This is a genomic window from Nocardia sp. NPDC004573, assembly GCF_053602135.1.
In genome coordinates, this window is record NZ_JBSGDA010000014.1 from 144,798 (window position 1) to 170,910 (window position 26,113).

A 26,113-nucleotide genomic window follows, 5' to 3' on the forward strand; every position below is an offset into this window, starting at 1 on the left:
TGTCGTGTCCAACGGGACCGTCACCGCCGCGATCGTCGGGTCCGGCAACATCAGCACCGATCTGCTCTACAAACTGCTGCGGTCGCAGAAGATCCAGCCGCGTTGGATGATCGGGATCGACCCGGACAGCGAGGGCCTGAAGCGGGCGCGCGGGCTCGGACTGGAAACCTCGCACGAGGGCGTGGACTGGCTGCTCGGGCAGTCCGAACTGCCCGACCTGATCTTCGAGGCGACCTCGGCGTACGTGCACCGCGCCGCCGCGCCGCGCTACGCCGAAGCGGGCATCCGCGCCGTCGACCTCACCCCTGCCGCCGTCGGCCCCGCCGTCGTGCCGCCGGTGAACCTGGGCGCGAATATCGACGCGCCGAACGTCAACATGATCACCTGCGGCGGTCAGGCGACGATCCCGATCGTCGCCGCGGTGTCGCGGGTCGTCCCGGTGCCGTACGCGGAGATCGTCGCGTCGGTGTCCTCGGTCTCCGCGGGACCCGGCACGCGAGCGAACATCGACGAGTTCACCAAGACCACCAGTCGCGGCGTCGAGACCATCGGTGGAGCGCAGCGCGGCAAGGCCATCATCATCCTGAACCCGGCCGAGCCGCCGATGATCATGCGCGACACGATCTTCTGCGCCATCCCCGACGACGCCGACACCGACGCGATCGCCGACTCCATCCACCGGATGGTCGCCGACATCCAGCAATACGTCCCCGGCTACCGGCTGCTCAACGAGCCGCAGTTCGACGAGCCCTCGGTGGTTTCCGGCGGCATGGCCAAGGTGTCGGTGTTCGTCGAGGTGGAGGGCGCGGGCGACTTCCTGCCCCCGTACGCGGGCAACCTCGACATCATGACCGCCGCCGCGACACAGGTCGGCGAGGTCATCGCCGAACAGATCGTCACGGCCCGGGTGTAAGGAGCTTTCGTCATGGCCTACTCAGCAGAACTCGACATCCGCGTCACCGACACCTCGCTGCGCGACGGATCCCACCACAAGCGCCACCAGTTCACCGCCACCGAGGTGCGCGATATCGTGGCCGCGCTCGACGGCGCGGGCGTGCCGGTGATCGAGGTCACCCACGGCGACGGCCTCGGCGGCTCGTCGTTCAACTACGGCTTCTCCAAGACCCCCGAGCAGGAACTGGTCACCATCGCGGCCGAGACGGCCAAGCGGGCGAAGATCGCCGTGCTCATGCTGCCCGGCGTCGGGGTGAAGGAAGACATCAAGATCTCGCAGGACAACGGTGCGTCGATCTGCCGCATCGCGACGCACTGCACCGAGGCCGACGTGTCGATCCAGCACTTCGGTCTCGCACGGGAACTCGGGCTGGAGACGGTCGGATTCCTGATGATGTCGCACACCCAGCCGCCGGAGGTGCTGGCCAAGCAGGCGCGCATCATGGCGGACGCGGGCTGCCAGTGCGTCTACATCGTCGACTCGGCCGGCGCGCTGGTGCTGGAACAAGTCTCCGATCGGGTCGCGGCACTGGTGGCCGAACTCGGCGACGACGCGCAGGTCGGCTTCCACGGGCACGAGAACCTCGACTTGGCCGTCGCCAACTCGGTCTACGCCATCCGCGCGGGTGCTACGCAGATCGACGGCAGCGCACGGCGTTTCGGCGCCGGCGCGGGCAACACGCCCGTCGAGGCGTTGGTCGGTGTGTGCGACAAGCTGGGCGTGCGGACGGGCATCGATTTCTTCGCCATCGCCGACGCCGCCGAAGACGTCGTCCGCCCGGCGATGCCGCAGGAATGCCTGCTCGACCGCCAGGCCCTGATGATGGGCTACGCGGGCGTGTATTCCAGTTTCCTCAAGCACGCCGAACGCCAAGCCGAGCGCTACGGCGTCTCGGCCGCCGAGATGCTGGTCCGCGCGGGCAAGCGCAAACTCGTCGGCGGCCAGGAAGACCAGCTCATCGACATCGCGCTGGAGTTGCAGCGGGAGAAGGCGACCGTCTCCGCCTGACCGGCGGCCGAAGGGTGACGCGCCCGGTCCAGGGCGGGCTCCGGCCGGGGTCTCGAGGGTTCCGGCCGGTCCGGCCCGTGGTCGCGGAACACGCACCGCCCCTGGCGGATCGGCGGAGTCCCGTGACGGCCGCGGTGTCGAGTGTGCGGGTTCTGGATAGTCGCACAGGCGCGGCTGTGGACGACTGTGCACAATCTCGCGTCTACGGCAACGACGGGAGCGGGAAGCGCAGTAGCGCCGCGGCCTGGTGTTCCTTCAGTTCGGTGTCGGCCTTGACGTGCCGGACGGAGCCGCTCTCGTCGATGACGCTCTGGGCGAGTTCGTCCAGGATGTCCTCGGTCGGGCGGGGCCGGTCGCCCGAGACCGGGCACTCGTCGCCGGACAGGCCCAGCCAGCCGCAGCTGTCGCAGACCACCCCGTGGACCATCGCGCCGTCCTGGATCAGCAGGGTGTCCACCGCCTTGGCGGTGGCGGCCCGCAGGCAGTTCGCGACGTCCACGACGGCCGGGTTGCCGGTGGCGATCCGCTCCAGCACCTCGCCTACCCGGCGGACATCGATATCCCGCTCGTAGTGCGTCACGATCTCGGTCGCGTTCTGTTTCACCTCACCGACCGTCGCCGAGCCGGTGTCGATGGTGAACGTGCCCGCGACACGCTCCCGGAGTTCGCGCGGCAGGGTGTCCACGAAGTGCGGTATCTCGTCGCGATGGCCGCCCACGGCGAGCAGGTCGTAGTCGTCCTCGGCGAACATCTCGGCGATTTCGGCCGCCGTGTGCCGGTAATGCTTCTTGAGCAGCTCCTCGGCCTTGTGGTGCACCTTGTTCTCTTGCCGGTTCGCCGCGTAGTTGGAATCGCGCAGCGCGGGATCCCGGATCTGGCGCGCCTCCTCGATCTCGTCGGCGAACAGCTCCCACACCGCCGCGCTCGCCCGGTCCACCACCGCCACGCAGCAGCGGGCGTATTCCTCCAGCACGGCCAGCAGCGGCCGGGTCCAGGCCACCGCGTCCACCACGACGCGGTCGTGGACGGCGTGCGGGAGTTGCACCGCCTCGAACATGTTCTTGCCGCCGCAGGCGAACATCGCGACCGCGCCGGGCTGCCAGATGTCCGACCGGACGGTCTCGCGCATGCGGTCCAGGTCGTCGCGGACCGACAGCCTGGCTTCGTGGTCGGACGACTTGTCCTTCACCATCGGGTTGACCTCGTCCGCCATGCTGTTCACCCGGCTCACCAGCCCCGAGCGTTCGCCCGGATCCACCGGAACGTGCGCGTACATCGATACGACGGGAATGCCGTCACCTTGCATCCGGCGTATCCGTCCGATCGTCTCGGCTGTGATCATCGCTCCTCGCTTCCACCGTGGTTCGCGTCCACCGTGTTCGCGCGGGCCTTGGTCTGCGGCGCTTCGTACACCACGGTGTCGAGTTCGGCGCGGTTGCCTCCGTCCGCCCGGACGACTCGCTCGACCTGATTGTTCTCCCTGTCCTGGTGGACGCGCCTCGACCTACTGGGTCCAGTGCCGGGGCGTGCGTTCACCCGCTTGGGCCGGGAGCGGGTGGCGATTGTCGGCGAAGGGGACCGCGGACAAGTGGCGGTCGATGTGCCGGCTTTCTGTCAACCAGTGCGGAGCGCGGTGATCAGCTCCTCGGGCGGGATCGTCCGGGGGCGGTCGCTGACCTGGCCGTCACCGAGTTCGACGAGACGCCAGACCCGGTCCTCGCGCAGCACGAAGTCGGCCGTGACGAAGCGAAGGCCGAGTGCGGCGATGGCATGCTCGGCGGCGCCCGGATCGAATTCGACGCCGGGCAGTTCGTCGGGAGTGTCCGGGTGCGGGCCGACCAACCGGCACTTGCCGTCCACCCACCAGGTGCGGACTTCGGGCGACCGGAAACGCTCGAAGCGGCGCAGGACGAAACCACCGGTCAGGTCATCGCCACGAAGTTCGTGGAATCTGTTCGCCACGCGCCAGGCCGCATCCGCATCCGTGACGTCCGGGATGAACGCCGCTTCGTGCCAGTGGTGCTTCATCGACTTCGTGTAGTCGCGCAGGACGGCGGGACCCGTCCCCAGTTCCTGACATGCGTGATCGAATGCGGCGCGGTCCTTTCCGGTGGTCCACACCGATCGCGGAGTCATCCCGGCCAGTGCGGGATACCACCCTGGCAACTCGTGAGCGCGCCGGTACTGTTCCGCGTCGGTGCGTAGCGTGACGCCCCGCTGCCGCAAACTCCGGTCGAACGCGGCGTACTGATCACTACGCAGCATCCAGCCGCGATAGACAGCCGTGCCGCCCGCGCGAACACGGCGAACGGCCCCGTCCGCGCCGCCGGTGCGGGTCAGCGCGTCGTGATCGACCACAGCGACTTCGAGCCCGGCGTCGCGCGCCGCATCCGCTTCCGCGGCGAAATGGTCGTCGACACTGTGGGGGCGAAGCACATCGGCGGGCACAAGCAGCAGCACAGCCCATATCATCGCGGTCGGCCGCGCGATTCCCCACCGATTTCCACGCGCGTCGCGGCGAGATCATCGTGGCCACGGTGCCGTTGAGTCACCTGCCCTCGACCGAGACAGTTATCCGCTCAACTCCGCGACGATGCGGCGCAGTTGGGTGGCGCGCTCGGCAGGCTTCCGCGACTTCATCAGTCGCAGCAACAGCGCGTACCGCGCGGTGCGGTCGAGCTGATTGAAAGCGTCTCGCGCGCGGCGACTTTCGCTGAGGGCGGCGGTCAAATCGTCGGGACAGGTAGCGGTGCGCTGAGGCGCGTAGGCGGCCTGCCAGCGGCCGTCGGAGCGGGCGGCGGCGATCGCCGCGAGGCCCGGTGTACGCATGCGGCCCGCCGCGATCAGCGTTTCGGCTTTGTCGACGTTGATCTGCGACCACGGACTCTCCGGCCGGCGCGGCGAGTACCGCTGCAGGTAGTGGTCGGCGTCGAGACCGCGGCGGTGGCTGTCGATCCACCCGAAGCAGAGTGCGCCGTCGAGCGCCTCACCGTTGCTGATCGTCCTGCCTGCCGCGCCCTTCTTCGCGATCTTCAACCACACGTCGGCCGCGCGGCCGTGATTGGCGGCGAGCCACTCCTCCCACTGCGCGACGTCGGCGCATGTGAGGATTCCTGTTTTCTGATCCACGGTGCCTCCCGAGATGCGATGCCGTCTTCTTGCCCCATCCTCCGTCCCAAAGTGCTCATCAACTGAGCACTTCTTGTCGGTAGCAAGCGTCAGCAACGAGGATGAGGACGCCCAACGGCCGGCCCGGTGGTTGAAGGAGAACTACATCGATAAGGGCAAGCTCGGCCTCGCCACCGGCGAGAACTTCTACAAGTACTGACCGGCGAGCGCGGTGAGTTCGGGTTTCGCCGCGCTCATACACCACTCGTGGAGCAAAGGCGGCTGATCGAGGTCGAGCACTTCATGCGCTACACCGCGACGATCTCGAGCATGCTTTCCAGCCCGCGGAAATCCGCGCTGTTACGGGTGTACAGCGGTAGCCCGCGTGCTGATGCGATTGCCGCGATGAGCAAATCCATCCGGCGGGGCCGCGGGTCGCGCTTCGCCGCCAGGGTGAGTGCTACCAGGGTGCCGTAGCGTGTCGCGGCGTCCTCGTCGAAGGGCAACGGGTCGAAATCCACGATGGCGGCACCGAGTTGCTCGGATCGTGCGGCTCGGGTGACAGTGTCCTTCGCCATGGCGACGCCTTGGTGCAATTCGGCTAACGTGATCGCCGTTATCTCACACAACTCCGGCAAAGAAGCGGGATCCAGCGTGCCCAGGTCGATGTAGGCGCAGGTGGCCAATACGCCTGATGCATGCCGCTCGGTCATGAACGCGATCCCCATGCATCGTCGTCGCCGACTCGATCTTCCGTTCCGAAGAATTCGTCGGCCTCTTGCCGCATGCGGGCGAAGTCGACACGCGGGAGTTTGCGGTGCCGTTCAACGAGTTCTTCCGTCGGCAGGCGGCGCTTGCGGCTGACCGGCCGCACTTCGGCGACTTCGACCCCGTTTCGGGTTACGCGGAAGGTCTCCCCGGCCTCGACCGCATCCATGACCGCCGCTGAGTGGTTGCGGAACTCGCGCTGCGTGATCACCTTCATGGCGCTATTGTAGCCCGCTGTAGCGCGCAGAGCTACGCGCTGCTCGCACCGCTACAACCAGGTGTCCAGGGTGGTTGTGGTGAGGAAGTGCTCCAGGTCGGCGCGCCAGGGGGCCGGGGTGGTCTTCTCCGGTTCGATGGCGGTGTATTGGCCGCGGTAGAACAGCAGCGGGCGGCCGGTGGTCGTGGTCTCGGAGAGGGTCTCGACCCGGCCGATGACGATGTAGTGGTCGCCGCCGTCGACGACGCTGTCGACGGTGCATTGAATGGTGGCCAGCGCCTCGTCCAGGACGGGGAGTTCCTGGTCGGAGGTGTGCCAGGCGGCACCGGCGAACTTGTCGGGTTCGCGGGAGCCGAAGCGGGCGCACAGCTCGCGCTGCTGTTCGGCGAGAACGTTCACGCAGAAGCGCCCGGACTTCTCGATGGCCGCCCAGGATCGGGACGCCTTGGTGGGACAGAACAGCACCAGTGGCGGTTCGAGGGAGAGGGCGGCGAAGGACTGGCACGCGAAGCCGATCGGCGCCCCGTCATCATCGAAGGTGGTGATCACGGTGATGCCGGTGCAGAACTGCCCCAGCACGTTCCGGAACTGCCGTGGATCGATCTCGGATCCGTCCGCGGTCATCGTTTCGCTCGCCCTCTCGGTCACTGCTGCCGTTGTCCGACGGTGAAGTCGTGCCCCCACAGGCTCACCGCGGTGGATTCCCGCGCGATCCAATCGTGGTCGTCGACTTCCAGCCCCTCACAACCGAATTCGACGTCGAATCCACCCGGCGTCTTCATGTAGAAGGAGAGCATCTTGTCGTTGACGTGCCGTCCCAGCGTCGCCGACATCTTGACCTTCTTGCGCAGCGCGCGGTCCAGGGCCAGCCCGACGTCGTCGGCGTTCTCCACCTCGATCATCAGGTGCACGATGCCGCTGGGCGTCGGCATGGGCAGGAATGCCAGCGAGTGGTGGCGCGGATTGCAGCCGAAGAACCGCAGCCACGCGGGCTCGCCGTCGGCGGGACGGCCGACCATCTGCGGTGGCAGCCGCATCGAGTCGCGCAACCGGAAGCCGAGCACGTCGCGGTAGAACTCCAGCGCCGCCTTGTCGTCCTTGGTGGAGAGCACCACGTGGCCGAGCCCTTGCTCCTCGGTGACGAACTTGTGCCCGTACGGGCTGACCACCCGGCGATGCTCCAGTGCCACACCGTGGAACGCCTCGAGCGTGTTGCCGGAGGGGTCGTCGAACCGGATCAGCTCGTACACCCGGCGATCGGCCAGTTCGGCGGCGGTGCCCTCCTTGAAGGGCACGCCCGCCGCGTCCAACCGGTTGCGAATGTCCTGTAGTTCTTCGGCGTTCGCGGTTTCCCAGCCCGAGATCTGGAGCCGGTCCTGCTCGCCGGGGACGATCACGAGCCGGGCCGGGAACTCGTCCATGCGCAAGTACAGCGCTTCGGGATCGGTGCCCTTGCCCTCGACCATGCCGAGGACTTTGAGCCCGTACTCCCGCCAGGCGGCCATGTCGGTCGCCTCGATACGCAGATATCCCAGTGATCGGATGCCCATCACTTCTCCTTGACGCCCGCGAGGAAATCGATCGCGAGCCGGTTGAATTCGTGGAACTTCTCCAGCTGCGCCCAGTGTCCACATCCACCGAAGACGTGCAACTGCGCGCGCGGGATCAGCTTGGTCGCCACCAGGGCGCCGTCGAGCGGGTTGACCCGGTCCTCGCGGCCCCAGATCAGCAGTACCGGCTGACGCAGCTTGTAGGCGTCGCGCCAGAGCATGCCCTTCTCGAAGTCCGCGCTCGCGAACGACTTGCCCATCGCCCGGGTCGCGGCCAGCGCCTCGGGCGTGCTCGCGGAAGCGAACCGCTCGTCGATCAGCTCGTCAGTGACCAACGACTGGTCGAAGACCATGATGCGCAGGAACGCCGCCAGGTTCTCCCTGGTGGGCTCGTAGTTGAACTTGGAGAGCAGTTTGACGCCCTCGGTCGGGTCGGGCGCGAACAGGTTGGTGCTCAGTCCGCCCGGGCCCATCAGGATCAGCTTCCCGGCGCGATCCGGGTAGTCCAGCGCGAACCGGACGGCCGCGCCGCCGCCGAGCGAGTTGCCCAGCAGGTGCACCCGGGAGGTGATCTCCAGGTGGTCGAGCAGGTCCTTCAGCGCCGAGGCGCTGTGCACGAAATATTGCGGGTGCTCGGTGGGCTTGTCCGAGCGGCCGTAGCCCGGCTGATCCACCGCGAGCACGTGGAAGTGCTCGGCCAGCACCGGGATGTTGCGCGCGAAGTTCGACCATGAGGACGCGCCCGGTCCGCCGCCGTGCAGCAGGACGATTGTCGGCCCGTTTCCGACGCCCGCCTCGTGGTAGTGCAGCCGCAGGTCGGGCCGCACCTGGGCGTAACGCGAGGTCGATTCGGCGGTGAGTTCCGCGGTCGAGGTCACGGGCACCCCCCTACACCATGCCGTCGGTGACGGGAAGGCCGAACTCGTGCGTGCCGTACATCAAGTAGGCGCGCTCGGGATCGTTGGCCGCGTGCACCCGGCCGGCGTGCGCGTCGCGCCAGAAGCGTTGCAGCGGGGTGCCGTTGGCGAGCGCGGTAGCGCCGGAGCTCTCGAACAGCTTGTCGATCGCGGCGATCGAGCGGCCGGTCGCGCGCACCTGGTCGCGGCGGGCCCGCACGCGCAGGTCGAACGGGATCTCCTGGCCCGCCACCAGCAGCGCGTATTCGTCGGCGACGTTGCCCGACAGCTGTCGCCACGCGGCGTCGATGTCGCTGGCGGCCTCCGCGATACGCACTTTGGCGAACGGATCCTCCTTGGCCTTCTCGCCCGCATAGGCCGCGCGCACCCGCTTGCCCTGGTGCTCGACGTGCGCCGCGTAGGCGCCGTAGGCCATGCCGACGATGGGGGTGGAGATCGTGGTGGGATGGATGGTGCCCCACGGCATTTTGTAGACCGGATCGGTGTTCTGCTCCAGACCGGGCGACTTCAGTTCGCTCATGGCGCGGAAGCTGAGGAATCGGTGCGACGGCACGAAGACGTCTTTCACCACGACCGTGTTGGAGCCGGTGCCGCGCAGGCCGACCACGTTCCACACGTCGTCGATGCGGTAGTCGTCGCGCGGGATGAGGAAGCTGCCGAAGTCGACCGGCTTGCCGTCCTTGATCACCGGGCCGCCCAGGACCGCCCAGGTGGCGTGATCGCAGCCGGACGACCAGGCCCACGCGCCGTTGACGAGGTAGCCGCCGTCGACGACCGTGCCCGCGCCCATCGGCGCGTAGGAGGAGGAGATCCGCACTTCGGTGTCCTCGCCCCAGACGTCTTCCTGCGCCTGCTGCGCGAACAGCGCCAGGTGCCAGTTGTGCACGCCCACAATGCCTGCCACCCAGCCGGTGGACCCGCAGGCGCCGGCGATCTTGCGCACGGTGTCGTAGAAGACCACCGGATCGGCGGCGTGACCGCCCCACTGCCTGGGCTGGAGCAGCCGGAAGAAGCCGGTCTCCTGCAACGCCTTCATGCTTTCGTCGGGGATGCGCCGCAGGTCCTCGGCCTCCTGTGCGCGTTCGCGCAACGTCGGCAACAGCGCTTCGACCCGTTCGGTCACTTCTTGCGTCATCTCGGGACCTGCTCCTGCCTGGTCGGTTGATGTCCGGAATCTCATTTGCCTCTGAGACTAGAACAGGTTCCTATTTCTGTCGAGAACCGGTGTCCACCCCTGCCTGGACATGCGCTCATGCAGGAAGTGGGGCGAATCGCTGGCATCAAGAGCGCCAGTTTTGTAACGTGTTCTAGTACAGATGGAGGAGGAAACGCGATGGCAGTTACGCCACAGGGCGGTGCGAAGGTCCGGGAGCTGGATGTCGGCGCCGCACCGACTCGCTATGCGCGGGGATGGCATTGCCTGGGTCTGGCCAAGACGTTCCGGGACGGCAAGCCGCACGCGGTGAACGTCTTCGGCACCAAGCTCGTCGTCTGGGCCGACAGTAACGGTGAACTGCGGGTGCTGGACGCCTACTGCAGGCACATGGGCGGCGACCTGAGCATGGGCGAGGTCAAGGGCGACGACATCGCCTGTCCGTTCCACGACTGGCGCTGGTCGGGCACCAACGGCAAGTGCACCGCGATTCCGTACGCGCGCCGGGTGCCGCCGTTGGCGCGCACCAGGAAGTGGACCACGCTGGAGCGCAACGGTCAGCTGTTCATCTGGCACGACCACGAGGGCAGCCAGCCGCCGCTCGAGGTCACCATCCCGCACATCAAGGGCCCTTACACCGACGCCGACGGCAACCCCAGCGAGCAGCTCGACAGCGGGTGGACCGACTGGACCTGGAATTCGATGCTGATCGAGGGCGCCAACTGCCGCGAGATCATCGACAACGTGGTCGACATGGCCCACTTCTTCTACATCCATTTCGCCTTCCCGACGTACTTCAAGAACGTCTTCGAGGGACATATCGCCACCCAGTTCCTGGAGACCAAGGGCAGGCCGGACATCGGAATGGCCTCCAAATACGGCGGTGACACGCTGCTCAAGTCCGAGGCCTCGTACTTCGGCCCCTCATACATGATCAACCCGCTGATCAACATCTACAGCGGTTACGAGGTCAAGAGCGTCCTGATCAACTGCCACTACCCGGTCACGCAGGACTCCTTCGTCCTGCAATGGGGCATCACGCTGGAGAAGCCCAAGGGCGTCGAGGGCGAGATGGCGACCAAGCTGGCGGAGAAGATGACCGAGGGCATCAGCGTCGGCTTCCTGCAGGACGTCGAGATCTGGAAGCACAAGTCCAAGGTCGAGAACCCGCTGCTGTGCGAGGAGGACGGGCCGGTCTACCAGCTGCGCCGCTGGTACGAGCAGTTCTACGTCGACCTGGCCGACGTCACCGAGAAGATGACCCAGCGCTTCGAGTTCGAGGTGGACACCACCAAGGCCAATGAGGCGTGGGAGGCCGAAGTCGCGGAGAACCTGCGGCGCAAGCGCGAGTCCGAGGAAGCCGAGGCCGGCGTCTGATGGCGGCCACCTGGGCGAAGGCACCCGATTTCGCCGACCAGCCCGCTCGGCGAGCCGAAGTGCGCGCCCAGACGGTGGTCGACAAACAGCGCTACCTGGAGGACGGCCTGACCCCGCTGCGGTGTCAGGCCTGCCAGAGCCAGGTGCTGGTGCGCAAGAGCAGCACGCACCAGACCTCGGTGCAGTGGACCGGCGATCCGGCCGAGCGCTGCCCGGTCTTCGCCGAACTGAGTGCGCACGGCCACGGGCCCGGCCGCCCCGACTCCTGTCCGAATCTCGAGCGCACCATCGCCTGGGCCGTGGACGAGGGCGTGCTCGAAATCCCGGAGTGATCCGGCTACGCGGCGCGGTAGGCACCGATCGGGTTGCCCGCCGATCGCCGCGGCGGCGACCGCGCTGTCGCCGCCGAGCCGTGCTCCGGCTACGTTGACGGGAACAAAAAGGACCTTCGTGCCGGAACGGATACCGTCCGATCCGGCGCCGCAGGAGGGAGTTTCCGCGATGCTGGTGCGGCATCTGGACTGCGCGACCATGTGCCCGGTCGGCGGGCGCGCGCTGCTGGGCAGCGGTGGGCTGCTGACCGGTGGGCTGGTCGGTCATTGCCTGCTCGTCGAGTCCGAGGACGGACTGGTGCTGGTGGACACCGGATTCGGCATGGCCGATGTGCTCGACCGCGGCAGGCTGGGCGCAGGCAGCGCGCGGCTGCTGCGTCCCCGGTTGCGTCCGGAACTCACCGCGCTGCACCAGATCCGCGGGCTCGGCTATCGGCGCGAGGACATCCGGCACATCGTGCTCACCCACCTCGACCTCGATCACGCCGGCGGGCTGTCGGATTTCCCCGACGCCACGGTGCACGTCTTCGCGGACGAACTCGACGCGGCGACCCAGCGCCCCACCATCGGCGAGAAGCTGCGCTATCAGCCGCGCCAGTGGGAGCACGGGCCCCGCTGGCTGGCGCACGAGACCGGCGCGGACACCTGGTTCGGTTTCACCGCCGTCCCGGTGCTCGAGGACATCATGCTGATCCCGCTGGTCGGACACACCCGCGGGCACAGCGGCGTCGCGGTCCGGCAGAGCGACGGATGGTTGTTGCACTGCGGTGACGCCTACTTCCACCACCGGCAGCTGACGGAGGGGAGGGCTCATCCGCCGATCGGCCTGGGTGTCTTCGAGGTGCTCGCGAGCACGCTGGGGCGCGCGCGGGTGGAGAATCTGGAGCGCCTGCGCACGCTGCACGCCGATCACGGCGACCGGGTGCGGATGTTCTGCGCGCACGATCCGCACGAACTCGCGCAGTTCGCCACGGTGCCGGCGCGCTGAACCCGGTCAGTCCAGCCGGAAGTCGGCGAAGTCGAAACCCGGTGCGACGATACAGCTGACCAGCACATATTCCGCGCCTGCTGGCCGCGCCGACTGGCTGACGCCGCCGGGCACCACGGCTTGCAGCAGGTGACCGCGCTCCACGTCGGGACCCAGGGTCACCACTTCGCCGCCGATGTCGAGCGCGAGCGGCCCGCCGCGATGCCAGAGCCATAGCTCGTCGGAGCGCACCGTGTGCGGCGCGGACCGCTCGCCCGGCAGCAGCAGGAAATGGATCGCCGTCGCCGCGGCGCGCGGGGCCGGGTAACCCTCGGGCGTGAATTCCACCGGGCTGCGCCAGGTTTCGCGGTACCAACCGCCTTCCGGATGCGGCGCGAGATCGAGTGCGGCGGCGAGCGGCGGTCGAGTGTCGGTCATCGTTCGACTATGCCCGATCGGCGCCGCCGCTCAGCTCTCCTCGATCCGCCAGGTGATGCCGAACGGTGCGAGCGCGTCGAGGAAATCGGCGGGGTCGAACGCTTCGGCGGGCGCGAGCGCACCCGGTGCGGCGGCGTTCCCGGCCAGCCGGACGGCCGTCTCCACGGCCATCAGCGCGGAATCGCGGTAGGAGTCGACGCCGCTGAGCACGCCGCGGGCGTGCCGTCCGTCGGCGCCGAACGCGTCCACCACGAGGTCGTAGCGCAGGTCTGCGCTGGGCGCGTCGGGCAGTGTGTCGATGAGTTCGGCGGTGAACCCGCTGAGCGTGTCGAGAATCGACGTGGCGAGGACGCCCTCGACGTACGAAACGTTCGAGTGACGGGGAATGGTCAGCACCGGGGGCTGGGGAAACTTCGCGACGGTGGTCGGCTCGGTGTCGCCGGGGAAGGTCACCTTGTCGTGCCGTGCCCCCGCGCCCGTGCGCAGTTCACCGTCGGCGTAGTGCCAGCCGCCGCCGCGGAACCAGTCGAGGCTCGCGAAGACCGTCTTCGCACTGCCTTTGGAACCGTTGCCGCCACTCTTGCTCAGGTGGCTCAGCACCACCTCGGCCGGACCGGTCACGCGGCGCGTGGCGAGGTGAGCGAGCAGGTCGCCGGGGAGATTGCTGTCGGTGACGCCGGAGACGAGGGTGACGCCCGCCGCCGTGGCGCGCGAACCGAACTCGTCGAAGACCCGTTTCAGGAACAGTTGCTCGCCGGACATGTCGGTGTAGTGGGCACCGGCGTCGATCGCCGCGGCGAGCACCGCCGCGCCGTGCTCGACGTAGGCGGGCAGGCTGCTGATCACCACGTCCGCACCGCTGAACGCGGTGACGAGGGACGCGTGGTCGGACAGCTCGGCAACCCGTACGACGGCGTCGGGCAGGTCGGCGGCGTCGGCGGCGGCACGGATGCGATCGGCGTCGCGGCCCACCACGATCGGTGTGAGGCCGCGGCGGCGCAGTTCGGTGAGCAGGTAGCCGCCGGTGTGTCCGGTGGCGCCGTAGACGGCGATGGTGCGGGGGTCTTCGGTGGATGTCATGCGAAGAAATCTATTGTCTTTCGATAAGTCATCCAATGCTTATAGAGCTCGATAACTTATCCCAAACGCTCAGAAGTAGAGTGCTACGGTGAGCGAGTGGACATTCTGAGCGAGGCCATCGCGGCGATCCGCACCGGCAGCCCCACCTCCGGCCTGTTCATTCGGCACGCCCCGTGGGGTCGGCGGTATCCCGTGGTTCCCGGCGCCGGGTTCCACGTGGTCCTGCAGGGCTCTTGCTGGGTGGTGCCGCCCGACGGCGAACCCATGGCGCTCGGCATGGGGGATGTCTTGTTCATGCCGCGCGGGGCCGACCACGATCTGCTGGACAGCCTGGACAGCCTGGTCACCGAGACCGCGCTGCCCGGCGAGCCCAGGGAGATCACGGGGCCCGGCGTTCGCACCGCCTTGCTCTGCGGCGCTTACGAACTCGGCCGTGGTCGCAGCCATCCGATCCTCGACGAGCTGCCCGAGTTCATTCATCTGCCCGCGCGCCCGGGGCGTCATCCCGCGCTGCGCGGCGCCGTCGACCTGCTGGCCGCGGAGATCGCCGAGCCGCGCCCGGGTAGCGACGCGGCCGTGCCCGCGATTCTCGAGACGTTGCTGTTGTTCATCCTGCGCGCTTGGTTCGACGAGCAAGCCGATGCGCGATCGACCGGCTGGGCAGGCGCTTTCGCCGATTCCGCGGTCGCGGCGGTGCTGCGCGCCGTGCACGAGGAACCCGCGCGCGCGTGGACGGTCGCCGATCTCGGCGATATCGCGGGCGTCTCCCGCGCGACTCTCGCCCGCCGCTTCCTCGCGACGGTCGGCGAACCACCCTTGGCCTACGTGACCCGCTGGCGCATGCTGACCGCCGCCCGCCTGCTGCGCGATACCGACGCCGGCCTCGGCGCCGTGGCCCGCCGGGTCGGTTACGCCTCGGAGTTCGCTTTCGCGAAAGCGTTCAAACGCGAATACGGCATGGCTCCGGGGCAATACCGCCGCGCGGCCGACAGCCCGCCGTTGGTCGCGGTCTGAGATCGCCGAACTCAGCTGAACGGCGAGCTGGGCCGTTCCTGGAGTTCGTCGTCCACGTAGATGTCGACTTTCTCGTTGTAGAAGCAGACCAGCCCGGCGACCTTCTGGCTCTCCGGAAGCGGCGTGCGGTAGCCCCACACATAGTCGGGATACTCCTTGCCCTCGACGCGGACCGTCCAGTAGTCGGCGGTGCCCTTGTACGGGCAGCTGGTGTGGGTGGCCGACGGGTACAGCAGATCCATGCGGACGTCTGTCATCGGCAGGTAGTACCGCGGCGGCAAACCGGTCTCGAACAGAATGCGCGGCGTGCGCGAATCGGCGACGGTGACGCCGTCGATCTCCACTCGCACGTGTCGCGAGCTGGCCAGGATGTCGACGCGCGAGTAGGGATTGCGCGGGTGCACGTAAATCGGTTCGTCCTCCTCGAACCACTCGTCCATCGCGCCCCACTCCAGCCGGACGAGGTCGCGCAATTCGGTGAGCGGCGAGTCGTGGTACCGCAGCGCCGCCCCGCCCGCCGTGGTGCCGTCGACCATGACGTCGTAGACGGTCGCGTCGCCACGGCTGGCGGAATGCCGGGTCTGCCCGCTCGGTTCGAGCTTCGCGCGCAGATCCGCGACCGGCAGATAGTAGGTCGGGTAGTGCGGGTTCTCCCAGACGAGCACCGGCCGCGCACTGTCGGCCACCAAGTGACCGCCCAGGTAGACGCGCACGCGCTTCCGGCTGATCTCGACGCTGACGCGGCCTCGCTTCGCTTCGGTCATATCACTCGACCGTACTCCTCGCGCTGCCCGCGCCGGAGTGGAAGAACGACGAAGGCAGTCAGTCGCCGACCGTGATGGCCTGGGCTTCCTCGACGCTGTGTGGTGCGGGATCGTGGTCGTCGAGGTGGGCCAAGGCGGCGCGCCCGGCCAGCAGGACGACGACCGCGGCGGCGGTGCACGCCGCGCCCACCCAGAACGGCAGCGAGACGCTGTGCTCGCCGAGCTTGCCCGCGAGGTAGGGAGCCGCGGCGCCGCCCGCGAAGCGGACGAAGCTGTACGCCGCCGACGCCGTGGACCGCTCCACCGGCGCGGAGATCATCACGGCCTCGGTGATCAGCGTGTTGTTCACGCCGAGGAACAGGCCCGCCAGCACGGTACCGACGATCAGCACGGGCTTGTGCTCGGCGAAGACGGCCATCATCGCCAGGTCCGCCGCGAACAGCGCCAGCGACAGTCCCATCATCGGCAGCGAACCGAACCGGCGCTGCAACCGGGGAGCCAGGAACACCGACGCGATCGCCAGCAGCACACCCCAGCCGCAGAAGATGAAGCCGATCGCGTAGGTGCCCATGTCCAGCGGGAACGGGGTGTAGGCGAGCAGGGTGAAGAAGCCGAAGTTGTACAGCAGGGCGGTAAGGCTCACGATCAGCAGCCCCCGGTGGCGCAACGCGCGGAACGGCGCGGTGATCGACGTGCGGTGCGCCGGCTTGGGGCCCTCCGGCAGCAGGACGACGATGCTGATCAGCGCGACGGCCATCAGCGCGGAGACGCCGAAGAACGGCCCGCGCCAGCTGATTCCGCCGAGCACGCCGCCGACCAGCGGCCCGGCCGCGATGCCGATGCCGAGCGCCGCCTCGTAGAGGATGATCGCGCGCGAAACGCCGCCGCTGGCCGCGCCGACGATGGTGGCCAGCGCGGTGGCGATGAACAGCGCGTTGCCCAGGCCCCAGCCCGCTCGGAAGCCGACGATCTGCGCCACCGTGTCGGACACGCCTGCCAGCGCCGCGAACACGATGATGATCGCCAACCCGGCCAGCAGCGTCTTCTTGGCGCCGAAGCGGCTGGAGACCACCCCGGTGACCAGCATGGCCACCCCCGTGACCAGCATGTAGCTGGTGAACAGCAGCGACACCTGGGACGGCGAGGCGTGCAGTTGTTCGCCGATGGGTTTGAGAATGGGATCGACCAGACCGATGCCCATGAACGCGATCACGCTGGCGAACGCGACCGCCCACACGGCTTTCGGTTGTTCGGTGTCGTCCGCGACCGGGACGCGGGTGGGAGCCAAAGTGCTCATCAGTGTTCCCTCGAGATCGGATCGTGCTGTCGCGTAGCCGTTTTCAGGGCCTCCAGCAGGTCGTGCAATTCGGTGTCCAGCCGCGCCAGGCGTTCGGCGTCGAAACCGGGCAGGTGTCCGCCGATCGCGGCGGCGAATGCTCGGCGGAACTCGGTCAGCCGGGTCCGCCCGGCCGGGGTGAGTTCGACGATCACGGCCCGGAAGTCCTCCGGGTCCTTGTGCCGGGTCGCGAAGCCTTCCGCGACCAGCTTGCCGATCAGCGCCGTTGCCGCCGGCTGTGAACATCGGTCGATCCTGGCGAATTCGCTGACCCGCAGCGCGCCGTGTTCGTCGAGCACCGCCAGTGCCCGCAACACGGCCCGTGGCAGGTCGTCGCCGCTGATCACCCCGGCCAGCCGAGTGAGCTTGCCCGCGGTGACGAGAAGGTCGACGACGAGGTCGTCCGCTACGTTCACCTGAGCTTGCTGCACAGGAAATATTATTACATAGGCTAACTATTTATCTGTCGTGAAGTCGGCCACAGGCCAGGAACGCGCGGGCAGTCCCGTGTGATGGCGGGTTCGCGGGGCCCGTCGATCCCCGCGATCAATCCTGCTGTGCGGCAGCTCGGTCCGTGGCATGTTCCGGCACCTCGTAGCGGATGTCGTAGGCTGCCGCGATCGGATTGATCTTCACCGGGTCGAGTGCTCCATCGGTCAGCACCGACGCGCCGGCTTCGAAGAGGTCCTCCAGATAGCACTCCCAGCCGCCGGGTGAGGAGATCTGCAGCACCCGCGGTGGCGGTTGCGATCCGCAGCGCAGGGCGTGCGGGACGCCGTGCGGCAGCAGGACGAACATGCCTTTCGTCGCGGAGAGGGTCCGGTCGTCGAACTCGACCTCGAGCGTGCCTTCGAGCACGTAGATGCATTCGTCCGCCACCTGGTGGGTGTGCCGCGGAATATCGCGTGCGAGCGTCACTTCCAGCAGCGAGAACCTGCCCTCGGTGTCGGCGGTGGTCGCCTTCACCGCGAACGCGGGCGGCAAGGGCACCCGGCCGGGCCGTGCCTCGCCTGCGTCCAGGAGGTGGAAACGATTGTGGGACATGAAGTGCTACCCTTCGAAGCAGTTGAACGGAACCGGAATCCGATTCCGTTTGAAGCGTAAACATGGAGGGAGCGCCAGTGTCAAGGCCAACGCCCCGCAAGCCGCGCGCGGACGCCGCGCTCAACCGCGCCCGCATCGTGGCCGTGGCCCGCACGCTGTTCGCCGAGCGCGGCGGCGCGGTGCAACTGCCCGAGATCGCCCGCGCCGCCGGCGTCGGCATCGGCACGGTCTACCGCCATTTCCCCACCCATGCCGACCTCATCGAAGCCGCGGCCGAGCAGCGCTTCGCCGAAATCGAGGAGTTCGCCCGCACCGAATGTCTGCGGGCCGAGCCAGGGCAGGGGCTCGCCCGCTACTTACGTCATGTCGGTGCGGTGCTGGCGGCCGACCGCGGCTTGTCGGCGGCGATCGAGGCGGCTCGGCAGTCGACGGGCAGCGCGCCGCGGGGCGAATCCCGCGACAGGCTCGAGGGGGCGATCGCCGAACTCGTCGAGCGGGACCGGGCCGCGGGGACCCTGCGCGACGACTGCACGGTGGCCGACGTGTACATGATCGTCGGCGCGGTGTCGGCGACGATCGGCAGCGGAAGCGGTGATTGGCGCCGGTTTGTGGAGATCGTTCTCGACGGCCTGCGTCGCGGACGTCAGGACGAGTGAGTCAGCCGGGGGCTATGTTGGCGTTGCGGTGGAAGACGTTGCCCGGGTCGTAGTCGGCTTTGATGTGGGCCAGCTTCGCGTATTTGGCGCTTCCGTAGGATTCGCGGACCCGGTCGTGATTCGGGTCCGCCATGAAATTCACGTACCCGCCGCGATTGGAAGCCATCGGGCGCAACGCTTCCCACGTCGTGCGCACCCATTCCCGGTCGCGGGCGAGCGTTTCGGCGTCGGGAGCGATCGCGGTGATATTGCACCCGTAATGCGGGGTGCGCGCGCCGCCGAAGGCCGTGTCGTCCTCGCCGACGGTGGTGAACGCGCCGCTGAGCGGGAAGATCGGCATGAAGGACAACGGCGCGGTCTTCGCCGCGGCGTGCGCGGTGAGCACGGCGATGACGTCGTTGGAGAAGTCGTCCAGATCGAGCCCCTTCTCGTAGCCCCGCATCCCCCAGGGCGCGGCGGCGTCGAGCATCCGTTGCAATCCGGCGTACGGGATCGGGCCGAGGAACTCGAACAGCGGCGGGAGGGCGCTCCGGATCGGCGCTACCGCGGCGGCGTGCTCCTCGGCCGTGCCGAAACCGGCGACGATCAAGGCGTGACCCGCTCGGCCGTGGTACCGCTCCGGAACGAACGGCGCGGGCGGCGCGGTCATCGCCAGCGCTATCAACGCTCCCGACCGGCGCGGCAGGGTGGGAAGGAACTCCCGGATCAAGCGCAGAGCGTCGGTGCCGTCCGGCATATCCCAGAAGAACAGGCCGAGGTGCACTTCCGGCCCGACGTGATGCAGGCGGTATTCGAATTCGGTGACCACACCGAAGTTTCCGCCGCCTCCGCGCAACGCCCAGAACAGATCAGCGTTCTCCGTCTCACCGGCCCGTACCACCCGGCCGTCGGCGAGCACCACCTGTGCGGAGACGAGATTGTCGACAGCCAGCCCGGCCATGCGGGTCAGCCACCCCATACCGCCGCCGAGGGTGAGGCCGCCGACGCCGGTGTCGCTGATCACCCCGCCGGTCACCGCCAGGCCGTAGGCCTGGGTCGCGGCGTCCATGTCCGCCATCGTCGCTCCGCCGCCGACCCGGGCGCGTTCGGTCTCCGGATTCACCACGACGCCCGTCAGCGCGCTGAGGTTGATCATCAGGCCGCCCTCGCCGACCGCGGTCCCGCTGTAGGAGTGGCCGCCACCGCGCACGGAGATCTCCAGCCCGCGCTCCCTGGCGAAGGCCAATGCCGCGGCCACGTCGCGAGACGACAGGCACTGGGCTATCACGGCGGGTCGCCGGTCGATATCGGCGTTCCAGATGGCGCGGGCGCGGTCGTACCCGGCGTCCGTGGGGCCGAACACCGGCCCGTCCATGGTGGACCGTAGAACCTGGAGATCGGAATTCACTGTTTGCGTCATGGCATCCTCCCGGATGGTGGCCCCGACGACTTGTTGGGCGGCGAGTCGGCAACTCGACTCGCTACGGCACCGATCCCGACCTTGCGGTGCCACTCGAAAACGCATCCCCCGACCATGCGCGTGTGGCGCTTGTCACATCTTAGTTGATCGTGTCCAGGCCCGACAGCCTCCGGGACGGGGCGCGCCGTCGGAAGGGCCGGTGCGCCGCCGCCCGGACTCAGGCGGGCTGCCCCGCCGGACGGTGCGCGGCGCCGAACAGCTGAGCGTCGCCATGGGCGCGCTTGAAGAACAAATGCGCGTCGTGCTCCCAGGTAATCGCGATGCCGCCGTGCAACTGGACGGTCTCGGCCGCGATGGCGGTGAGCGCCTCCGAGCAGTGCACGCGGGCGACCCAGACGTCCTCGGCGGCCGACGGATTGTGCGCCGCCACCGCCGCGGTGGCGGCGACGGACGCGGAACGGGCCGATTCCAGCAGCACGTACATATCGGCCATCCGGTGCTTGAGCGCCTGGAAGCTGCCGATCACCCGGCCGAACTGCACGCGGGACTTGGCGTAGTCCACCGTCATCTCGAGGCAGCGGTCGGCGGCCCCCACCTGCTCGGCGGCCAACGCGGCCCAGGCGATCTCCCGCAGCCGGGCGACGGTCGCCGCCGGATCGTCCGACCCGAGCCGCCGCGCGGGCGCCTCGGTGAAGGCGACCTCGGCCAGCTTGCGGGTGGGGTCCATGGTGGGCGCGGACCGCCGGGTGACGCCCGCAGCGGTGGGCTCGACTTCGAACAGGCCGGTCGCGGTGACGACCACGAGAGTGTCCGCCGACATTCCGTCGAGCACGTAGTGCGCCGTCCCGGTCAGGGCGCCGTCCGTCTCGTGGACGCCCGGCTCGTCCCAGCCGCGCTCGCTCGCCCAGCAGACCGCGATCGTCCGCGTGCCCTCCGCCACCTCGGGCAGCAGCCGCTCGCAGGCTTCGGTATCGCCCGACAGCAGGACGGCCTGCGCGCCCAGGACGGCCGAGCCGAGCATCGGCACCCCGGCCAGCGTGCGGCCCAATTCCCCCACTACTAGCAGGGATTCGACCAGGCTCGCACCGAAGCCGCCGTACTCCTCGGGAATCGCGAGAGCGGCGACGCCGATCTGCTCGCACAGCAGCCGCCACAGGGCCTGGTCGTAGCCGAGTTCGGTGTCCTTCGCGGCACGCACCGCCGCGGACCCCGCGTGCTTGGTCAGCAGCGCCCGCACCGAGGCGAGGAACTCCTGGTGTTCGGCGGTGCTCATCGATGTCCTTTCGTGGTGACGCTGCGCTGCCTCCTGCGGGGCTGGCCGCTCATGCTGTGTTCGTTGTTCGCATGAGCGGGGCCCTGCGTGGTGACGCTGCGCTGCCTCCTCCGGGCCTGACCGCTCATGCGATGCCTCGCGCGGCGCGATCGGAGTCGGAGTCCTCCCGCAGCGCTCGTGCGATCCGGGCGCGATGCAGATCCGGTGTGCCCCATGCCGAGCGCAGCGCGGTGACCTTGGTCAGCCACAGCGAAAGGTCGTACTCGGCGGTGTAGCCGATCGCGCCGTGCACCTGCAGCGCCGTGCGAGCCGCGCGGTAGGCGGCGTCGCCGCAGGCGATCACGGCGGCCGAGACGTCGCGGCTCCGGGTGGTTTCGGTCATCGTCAGCGCGGCCCGCAAGAGCAGCGGCTCGGCCAGATCCAGCGCGATGAGCACGTCGGCGAGCTTCTGCTTCACGGCTTGGAACTCGCCGATCGGCTTGCCGAACTGCTTGCGCTGCTTGGCGTACTCGGTGGAGGCGTGCAGCAGGGCTTTGCCCGCGCCGAGCAGCTGCGCCGCGCAGGCCAGCGCGCCGGTATCGAAACCGGCGGCCGCGGCCGCGCGCGCCCCATCGCCCTCGGCGACGGTCTCGGCCGCCGCGACGGTGAACAGGCGCCGGGCGGGATCCACCGAGCGCACCAGGCCGGTGCGATGCCCGGTGGACAGCTGATTCTCCCCGGCCAGCAGGACCACCTCGGCGGTGTCGGCGTCCAGCGCGAGACCGCCGGGACCGGCTGACGCGAACACGACGGTACCCAGCGCCGTGCCCTCCACGAAGCCGGGCAGCCAACGCGCGGCGAGGTCCTGGTCCGGCAGCGCTTGCAGCAGAGCCGGAATCGCCGCGGCGGTTTCCACCAGCGGGCCGGGCACGGCCGCCCGGCCGATCTCCTGGAACGCCACGACCAGGTCGATCGGTTCGGCGCCGATGCCGCCGTGCTCCTCCGCGACGGCCAAACCCAGCACACCGGCCTCCGCCAGTTGCCGGGTCAGCGCGCGCCCGGGTCCGCTGTCGCCGGAGGCCCACGCGCGCACGGCGGCGGGCGCGCGGCCCGCCTCCAGCAGTTTGCGCAGGCTGACGCCGAAATCGAGTTGTTCGGGGCTGAGCGCGAATCTCATCGGCTGCTTCCTCTCGGTAGTCCGAGCAGCCGCTCGGCGATGATGTTGCGCTGAATCTCGTTGGTTCCCGCGTAGATCGGGCCGGACAGGGCGAACAGGTATCCGTCGGTCCACGGCCCGGAGCGCTCGGCCGCCGCACCGAGCACCTCGAGCGCGGTCTCGTGCATGGCGATGTCGAGTTCGGACCAGAACACCTTCGTGATCGACGATTCCGCGCCCAGCTTGCCGCCCTCGTTGAGCCGGGTCACCGTGCCGAACGTGTGCAGCCGGTAGGCCTCGCTGCCGATCCAGGCGTCCACCACCGCGTCGCGCTGCGCGGTGTTGTCCTCGTCGCCGGTCTCGCGCCACAGACCGATCAGCCGCTGCGCGGTGGCGCTGAACCGGCCGGGGCTGCGCAGAGAGAGGCCGCGCTCGTTGCTGGAGGTGCTCATCGCCACGCGCCAGCCCTCGCCGGGCGCGCCGATCACGTCGCGGTCGGGCACGAACACGTCGTCGAGGAAGATCTCGGCGAAGCCGGGTTCGCCGTCCAGCTGCGGGATCGGACGCACCGAGACCCCGTCAGCGGTCAGCGGGAACATGACGTAGGTGAGGCCCTTGTGCCGCTCGGCCTCGGGGTCGCTGCGGAACAGCCCGAATGCCCAGTCGGCGAAGGCGGCGCGCGAACTCCACGTCTTCTGACCACTCAGCAGCCAGCCGCCGGTGGTGCGCCGGGCGGTCGAACGGATACCGGCCAAGTCGCTGCCCGCTTCGGGCTCCGACCACGCCTGCGCCCAGATGTCGTCGCCGCGCGCCATCCGCGGCATGATCCGCTCCAGCTGTTCCGGCGTGCCGTGTTCGAAAAGCGTGGGCGCCAGCAGGAATATGCCGTTCTGGCTGACCCGTCCCGGCGCGCCCGCCGCGTAGTACTCCTGCTCGAACAGCACCCACTCCAGCAGCGAGGCATCGCGCCCGCCGAATTCCTCCGGCCAGGCCACCACCGAGAGCCGGGCGTCGGCGAGGGTGCGCTCCCACGCGCGGTGCGCCTCGAATCCCGCTTTGGTGTCCATGGAGGGCAGCGGTTTCGCGGGTTTGTTCGCGGCCAGGAATTCGCGGACCTCCCGCTGGAATTCCTGGGTCGCCTGGTCGAGATCCAGATCCACTAGGTCGTTCCGTTCTGTTCTGCGGTGCTCGCGGAGGCCTTCATCGACTTGGCGTTCATGCCGCCCAGCGAGTCGGCGCCGACCTCGGCGTTGTGCGCGTGGGCGAAGTGGTGCAGGCCGAACACCGAGTCCATGCCCGACCGCATGCCCATCAGATCCTCGGCCTGGTTGACCGCCTTCTTGGTCAGCGCGAGGCCGAATTGCGGCATGGCGGAGATCTTCTCGGCCAGCGCCAAGGTCTCGGCCTCCAGGTCGGCGCGCGGCACCACCCGGTTGACCATGCCCCACTCCTTGGCCTGCGCTGCGCCGAACCGATCGCCGGTGAACAGGAACTCCTTCGCCGCGCGTGCACCCATCACCCACGGGTGGGCGAAGTACTCGACGCCCGGGATGCCCATGCGCACCACGGGATCGGAGAAGAACGCGTCGTCGGAGGCGATGATCAGATCGCACACCCAGGCCAGCATGAGTCCGCCGGCGATGCAGGCGCCCTGCACCATCGCGATGGTCGGCTTGGGAATCTCCCGCCAGCGCCTGCACATGCCGAGGTAGACCTCGAGCTCGCGGGCGAAGCGCTGATCGCCGCCCGCGCGGTCCACGTGGTCCCACCACAGCGCGGCCTTGTTCTGGTACCGCACGTGGTGATCGCGACCGGGCGTGCCGATGTCGTGCCCGGCGCTGAAGTGTTTGCCGTTGCCGGCCAGCACGATCACCCCGACTTCCGGATCCTCCACGGCGCGCTCGAAGGCGGCGTCGAGGGCGTAGGTCATCACCGAGTTCTGCGCGTTGCGGTAGTCCGGCCGGTTCAGCGTGACGATCGCGACGCGACCGCGCCGCTCGTAGGTGACGACCTCACCCTCGTCCGGGATCGCCGGACCCTGGTCCGGGGTTGCCGGTTCCGACATTACGACTTCTCCTCACGTAGTTGACGCTTGAGCACTTTCCCGGCGGCGCTGTAGGGCAGCTGGTCGCGGAATTCGACGAACCGCGGCACCTTGAAATTGGCCAGCACGGTGGCGGCGTGCGTGCGCACCTGGTCCTCGGTGAGCGCGGCGCCGGGTTTGCGCACCACGTACGCCTTGCCCACCTCGCCCATCCTGGTGTCCGGGACGCCGATCACCGCCGACTCGGCCACGCCGTCCAGCCGGGCCAGCGCCTGTTCCACTTCGGCGGGGTAGACGTTGAAGCCGCCGGAGATGTACATGTCCTTGAGCCGGTCGGTGATCTTCAGGTATCCGCGCTCGTCGATCGTGCCGATGTCGCCGGTGTGCAGCCAGCCGTCGGCGTCGATCGTCTGCGCGGTGCTGTCGGGGTCGTCCAGGTAACCGAGCATCACGTTCGGCCCGCGCAGCAGGACCTCGCCCGCGTCGCCGAGCCGCAGTTCGAAGTCCGCGATCGGCCTGCCGCAGGTGTTCGCGATGGTCTCGGCGTCGTCTTCGACGCGGCACATGGTGCCGAAGCCCGCGCTTTCGGACAGACCGTAGGCGGTGATCACGACGTCGAAGGCCAGTTCCGAGCGCATCCGCTCGATCAGCACCACCGGCACCGTCGCCGCGCCGGTGACGGCCACCCGCAACGAGCTCAGGTCGAATTCGGAGCGTCGCGGGAAGTCCAGGATCGTCTGGTAGATCGTCGGCGGACCGGGCAGCACCGTGACCTGCTCCGCGCCGATCAGCCGCATCGTCTCCGGAACGTCGAAGGTGACCTGCGGGATGATCGTGGCTCCGGTGGTCAGGCAGGCGAGGATGCCCGCCTTGTAGCCGAAGTTGTGGAAGAACGGGTTCACCACCAGGTACCGGTCGTCCCCGCGCAACGTGGCGCATTCGGCCCAGGCCCGCACGACGGACAGCGCCTGCCGGTGGGCGACCAGGGTGCCTTTGCTGCGGCCGGTGGTGCCGGAGGTGAACAGGATGTCGGAGATGTCATCGGGACGGACCGACGCGGCGCGTTCCTCGGCTTCGGCCACGGTGACCGGCGCGGCGACGGTCGCGAGTTCCGACCAGTCCAGCGCCGCGATGTCGGTGTTCTCGGTGCCCGGTTCGACCGGGATCACCACCACCGTGTCGATGGCCAGGTCCGGAGCGGACGCGCGGAGTTCGGCGAGCCGCTCGCGGCCGAGGAAAGGACCGGCGATGAACAGCGCCTTCGCGTCCACTCGTCCGAGCACGTCGGCGGCCTCGTCGGCCACGTAGCGGGTGTTCAACGGCACCAGCGCCGCGCCGGCGTAATGGGCGGCCAGCGCGGCGACCACCCAGTGGTGCGTATTGGGCGCCCACATGGCCACGCGGTCGCCCACTCGCACGCCGCGCGCGATCAATGCCCGCGCCACTTCTTGGACCGCCTCGAGCAGCTGGGTCCAGTCCAGCCGGACCTCGCCGTCGGCGATGGCCGGTGCATCGCCGAAGGTCCTGGCGGCGTGGTGCAGGGCCATCGGTGTCGTCTGAGCAGGGGTTGTCACGGTT

At 68.7% G+C, this 26,113-nt stretch carries 28 protein-coding genes and 1 pseudogene; 8 read left to right on the forward strand and 21 right to left on the reverse strand.

The features are described from left to right. Positions 1–4: 4 nt before the first annotated feature. Positions 5–913 carry an acetaldehyde dehydrogenase (acetylating) gene (locus ACWEKR_RS22190; protein ID WP_063022250.1) on the forward strand — a complete coding sequence of 303 codons (909 nt, stop codon included), beginning with the start codon at positions 5–7 and terminating at the stop codon, positions 911–913. 12 nt (positions 914–925) lie between these two features. Then, positions 926–1,963, forward strand: a complete 1,038-nt coding sequence (gene dmpG, locus ACWEKR_RS22195) for a 4-hydroxy-2-oxovalerate aldolase (protein WP_195088505.1) — start codon at positions 926–928, stop codon at positions 1,961–1,963. 202 nt (positions 1,964–2,165) lie between these two features. Here dmpG and ACWEKR_RS22200 read toward each other — a convergent pair whose 3' ends face one another. The 3 genes from ACWEKR_RS22200 to ACWEKR_RS22210 form a co-directional block, all read right to left on the reverse strand. Beyond that, positions 2,166–3,305 (reverse strand): baeRF10 domain-containing protein, encoded by a 1,140-nt coding sequence (locus ACWEKR_RS22200; protein ID WP_452356076.1) that lies wholly within the window; start codon positions 3,303–3,305, stop codon positions 2,166–2,168. A gap of 272 nt (positions 3,306–3,577) precedes the next feature. Beyond that, positions 3,578–4,423 (reverse strand): ATP-grasp domain-containing protein, encoded by an 846-nt coding sequence (locus ACWEKR_RS22205; RefSeq protein ID WP_452356077.1) that lies wholly within the window; start codon positions 4,421–4,423, stop codon positions 3,578–3,580. 111 nt (positions 4,424–4,534) lie between these two features. Next, the gene (locus tag ACWEKR_RS22210; protein ID WP_452356078.1) at positions 4,535–5,092 is read right to left on the reverse strand and encodes a YdeI/OmpD-associated family protein; all 558 of its coding nucleotides are present in this window, start codon (positions 5,090–5,092) and stop codon (positions 4,535–4,537) included. Between the two features lie 100 nt (positions 5,093–5,192). Between ACWEKR_RS22210 and ACWEKR_RS22215 the strand changes: the two are divergent. After that, a pseudogene (locus ACWEKR_RS22215) lies at positions 5,193–5,291 on the forward strand (3-hydroxyacyl-CoA dehydrogenase); the annotation flags it as partial. Between the two features lie 88 nt (positions 5,292–5,379). Here the strand turns inward: ACWEKR_RS22215 and ACWEKR_RS22220 are convergent. Genes ACWEKR_RS22220 through hsaA form a run of 6 tightly spaced genes read right to left on the reverse strand, consistent with a single transcriptional unit; the run spans position 5,380 to position 9,658 of the window. Beyond that, positions 5,380–5,799, reverse strand: a complete 420-nt coding sequence (locus tag ACWEKR_RS22220) for a hypothetical protein (RefSeq protein WP_452356079.1) — start codon at positions 5,797–5,799, stop codon at positions 5,380–5,382. Continuing rightward, the gene (locus ACWEKR_RS22225; protein ID WP_195088497.1) at positions 5,781–6,056 is read right to left on the reverse strand and encodes a type II toxin-antitoxin system Phd/YefM family antitoxin; all 276 of its coding nucleotides are present in this window, start codon (positions 6,054–6,056) and stop codon (positions 5,781–5,783) included. The genes ACWEKR_RS22220 and ACWEKR_RS22225 overlap by 19 nt, the downstream gene beginning before the upstream one ends. Before the next feature lie 51 nt (positions 6,057–6,107). Then, positions 6,108–6,680 (reverse strand): 3-hydroxy-9,10-secoandrosta-1,3,5(10)-triene-9,17-dione monooxygenase reductase subunit, encoded by a 573-nt coding sequence (hsaB, locus tag ACWEKR_RS22230; RefSeq protein WP_195088495.1) that lies wholly within the window; start codon positions 6,678–6,680, stop codon positions 6,108–6,110. A gap of 20 nt (positions 6,681–6,700) precedes the next feature. Then, the gene (hsaC, locus tag ACWEKR_RS22235) at positions 6,701–7,606 is read right to left on the reverse strand and encodes an iron-dependent extradiol dioxygenase HsaC (RefSeq protein ID WP_452356080.1); all 906 of its coding nucleotides are present in this window, start codon (positions 7,604–7,606) and stop codon (positions 6,701–6,703) included. Continuing rightward, a complete protein-coding gene (gene hsaD, locus ACWEKR_RS22240; protein ID WP_452356081.1) occupies positions 7,606–8,484 on the reverse strand; it encodes a 4,5:9,10-diseco-3-hydroxy-5,9,17-trioxoandrosta-1(10),2-diene-4-oate hydrolase in 879 nt (292 codons plus the stop codon). Before hsaD ends, hsaC begins: the two co-directional genes overlap by 1 nt. A 10-nt stretch (positions 8,485–8,494) precedes the next feature. Continuing rightward, positions 8,495–9,658, reverse strand: coding sequence for a 3-hydroxy-9,10-secoandrosta-1,3,5(10)-triene-9,17-dione monooxygenase oxygenase subunit (hsaA, locus tag ACWEKR_RS22245; protein ID WP_452356082.1), 1,164 nt, complete (start codon positions 9,656–9,658; stop codon positions 8,495–8,497). A gap of 198 nt (positions 9,659–9,856) precedes the next feature. Between hsaA and ACWEKR_RS22250 the strand changes: the two genes are divergently transcribed. The 3 genes from ACWEKR_RS22250 (at position 9,857) to ACWEKR_RS22260 (ending at position 12,373) form a co-directional block, all read left to right on the forward strand. After that, positions 9,857–11,053: a Rieske 2Fe-2S domain-containing protein gene (locus tag ACWEKR_RS22250; RefSeq protein ID WP_452356083.1), complete on the forward strand. Its 1,197-nt coding sequence runs from the start codon at positions 9,857–9,859 to the stop codon at positions 11,051–11,053. Continuing rightward, positions 11,053–11,385, forward strand: a complete 333-nt coding sequence (locus ACWEKR_RS22255; protein WP_452356084.1) for a hypothetical protein — start codon at positions 11,053–11,055, stop codon at positions 11,383–11,385. The genes ACWEKR_RS22250 and ACWEKR_RS22255 overlap by 1 nt, the downstream gene beginning before the upstream one ends. 118 nt (positions 11,386–11,503) lie before the next feature. Next, positions 11,504–12,373, forward strand: a complete 870-nt coding sequence (locus ACWEKR_RS22260; protein ID WP_452356085.1) for an MBL fold metallo-hydrolase — start codon at positions 11,504–11,506, stop codon at positions 12,371–12,373. 6 nt (positions 12,374–12,379) lie between these two features. Here ACWEKR_RS22260 and ACWEKR_RS22265 read toward each other — a convergent pair whose 3' ends face one another. Both ACWEKR_RS22265 and ACWEKR_RS22270 read right to left on the reverse strand, forming a co-directional pair. Further along, entirely contained in the window at positions 12,380–12,790 is a 411-nt protein-coding gene (locus tag ACWEKR_RS22265) for a cupin domain-containing protein (protein ID WP_452356086.1), read from the reverse strand. 30 nt (positions 12,791–12,820) lie between these two features. Beyond that, entirely contained in the window at positions 12,821–13,870 is a 1,050-nt protein-coding gene (locus ACWEKR_RS22270; RefSeq protein WP_452356087.1) for a saccharopine dehydrogenase NADP-binding domain-containing protein, read from the reverse strand. A gap of 96 nt (positions 13,871–13,966) precedes the next feature. On the opposite strand from ACWEKR_RS22270, the gene ACWEKR_RS22275 reads away from it, so the two are divergent. After that, on the forward strand, positions 13,967–14,884 hold the full coding sequence (locus ACWEKR_RS22275; protein WP_452356088.1) for an AraC family transcriptional regulator: 918 nt from the start codon (positions 13,967–13,969) through the stop codon (positions 14,882–14,884). 11 nt (positions 14,885–14,895) lie between these two features. Here the strand turns inward: ACWEKR_RS22275 and ACWEKR_RS22280 are convergent, their stop codons facing one another. The 4 genes from ACWEKR_RS22280 to ACWEKR_RS22295 all read right to left on the reverse strand — a co-directional run bounded on the left by ACWEKR_RS22280 (position 14,896) and on the right by ACWEKR_RS22295 (position 18,028). Continuing rightward, the gene (locus ACWEKR_RS22280; protein WP_452356089.1) at positions 14,896–15,648 is read right to left on the reverse strand and encodes a DUF427 domain-containing protein; all 753 of its coding nucleotides are present in this window, start codon (positions 15,646–15,648) and stop codon (positions 14,896–14,898) included. Positions 15,649–15,706: 58 nt separating this feature from the next. Next, on the reverse strand, positions 15,707–16,945 hold the full coding sequence (locus ACWEKR_RS22285; protein ID WP_452356090.1) for an MFS transporter: 1,239 nt from the start codon (positions 16,943–16,945) through the stop codon (positions 15,707–15,709). Next, entirely contained in the window at positions 16,945–17,415 is a 471-nt protein-coding gene (locus tag ACWEKR_RS22290; RefSeq protein ID WP_195088477.1) for a MarR family winged helix-turn-helix transcriptional regulator, read from the reverse strand. The genes ACWEKR_RS22285 and ACWEKR_RS22290 overlap by 1 nt, the downstream gene beginning before the upstream one ends. A 115-nt stretch (positions 17,416–17,530) precedes the next feature. After that, the gene (locus ACWEKR_RS22295) at positions 17,531–18,028 is read right to left on the reverse strand and encodes a cupin domain-containing protein (RefSeq protein WP_452356091.1); all 498 of its coding nucleotides are present in this window, start codon (positions 18,026–18,028) and stop codon (positions 17,531–17,533) included. A 77-nt stretch (positions 18,029–18,105) separates the two neighbouring features. Here ACWEKR_RS22295 and ACWEKR_RS22300 point away from each other — a divergent pair, with 77 nt between their 5' ends. Continuing rightward, positions 18,106–18,684 (forward strand): TetR/AcrR family transcriptional regulator, encoded by a 579-nt coding sequence (locus tag ACWEKR_RS22300; RefSeq protein ID WP_452356092.1) that lies wholly within the window; start codon positions 18,106–18,108, stop codon positions 18,682–18,684. A gap of 1 nt (position 18,685) precedes the next feature. Here ACWEKR_RS22300 and ACWEKR_RS22305 read toward each other — a convergent pair whose 3' ends face one another. From ACWEKR_RS22305 to ACWEKR_RS22330, 6 genes are all read right to left on the reverse strand, one after another. Then, positions 18,686–20,083 (reverse strand): FAD-binding oxidoreductase, encoded by a 1,398-nt coding sequence (locus tag ACWEKR_RS22305; RefSeq protein WP_452356093.1) that lies wholly within the window; start codon positions 20,081–20,083, stop codon positions 18,686–18,688. 217 nt (positions 20,084–20,300) lie between these two features. Then, positions 20,301–21,356: an acyl-CoA dehydrogenase family protein gene (locus ACWEKR_RS22310; protein WP_452356094.1), complete on the reverse strand. Its 1,056-nt coding sequence runs from the start codon at positions 21,354–21,356 to the stop codon at positions 20,301–20,303. A gap of 124 nt (positions 21,357–21,480) precedes the next feature. Beyond that, positions 21,481–22,512 (reverse strand): acyl-CoA dehydrogenase family protein, encoded by a 1,032-nt coding sequence (locus tag ACWEKR_RS22315; RefSeq protein ID WP_452356095.1) that lies wholly within the window; start codon positions 22,510–22,512, stop codon positions 21,481–21,483. Then, entirely contained in the window at positions 22,509–23,651 is a 1,143-nt protein-coding gene (locus tag ACWEKR_RS22320; RefSeq protein ID WP_452356096.1) for an acyl-CoA dehydrogenase family protein, read from the reverse strand. Before ACWEKR_RS22320 ends, ACWEKR_RS22315 begins: the two co-directional genes overlap by 4 nt. After that, the gene (locus tag ACWEKR_RS22325; RefSeq protein WP_452356097.1) at positions 23,651–24,556 is read right to left on the reverse strand and encodes an enoyl-CoA hydratase; all 906 of its coding nucleotides are present in this window, start codon (positions 24,554–24,556) and stop codon (positions 23,651–23,653) included. Before ACWEKR_RS22325 ends, ACWEKR_RS22320 begins: the two co-directional genes overlap by 1 nt. Next, a complete protein-coding gene (locus tag ACWEKR_RS22330; RefSeq protein ID WP_452356098.1) occupies positions 24,556–26,109 on the reverse strand; it encodes a FadD3 family acyl-CoA ligase in 1,554 nt (517 codons plus the stop codon). The genes ACWEKR_RS22325 and ACWEKR_RS22330 overlap by 1 nt, the downstream gene beginning before the upstream one ends. Between the last annotated feature and the right edge of the window lie 4 nt (positions 26,110–26,113).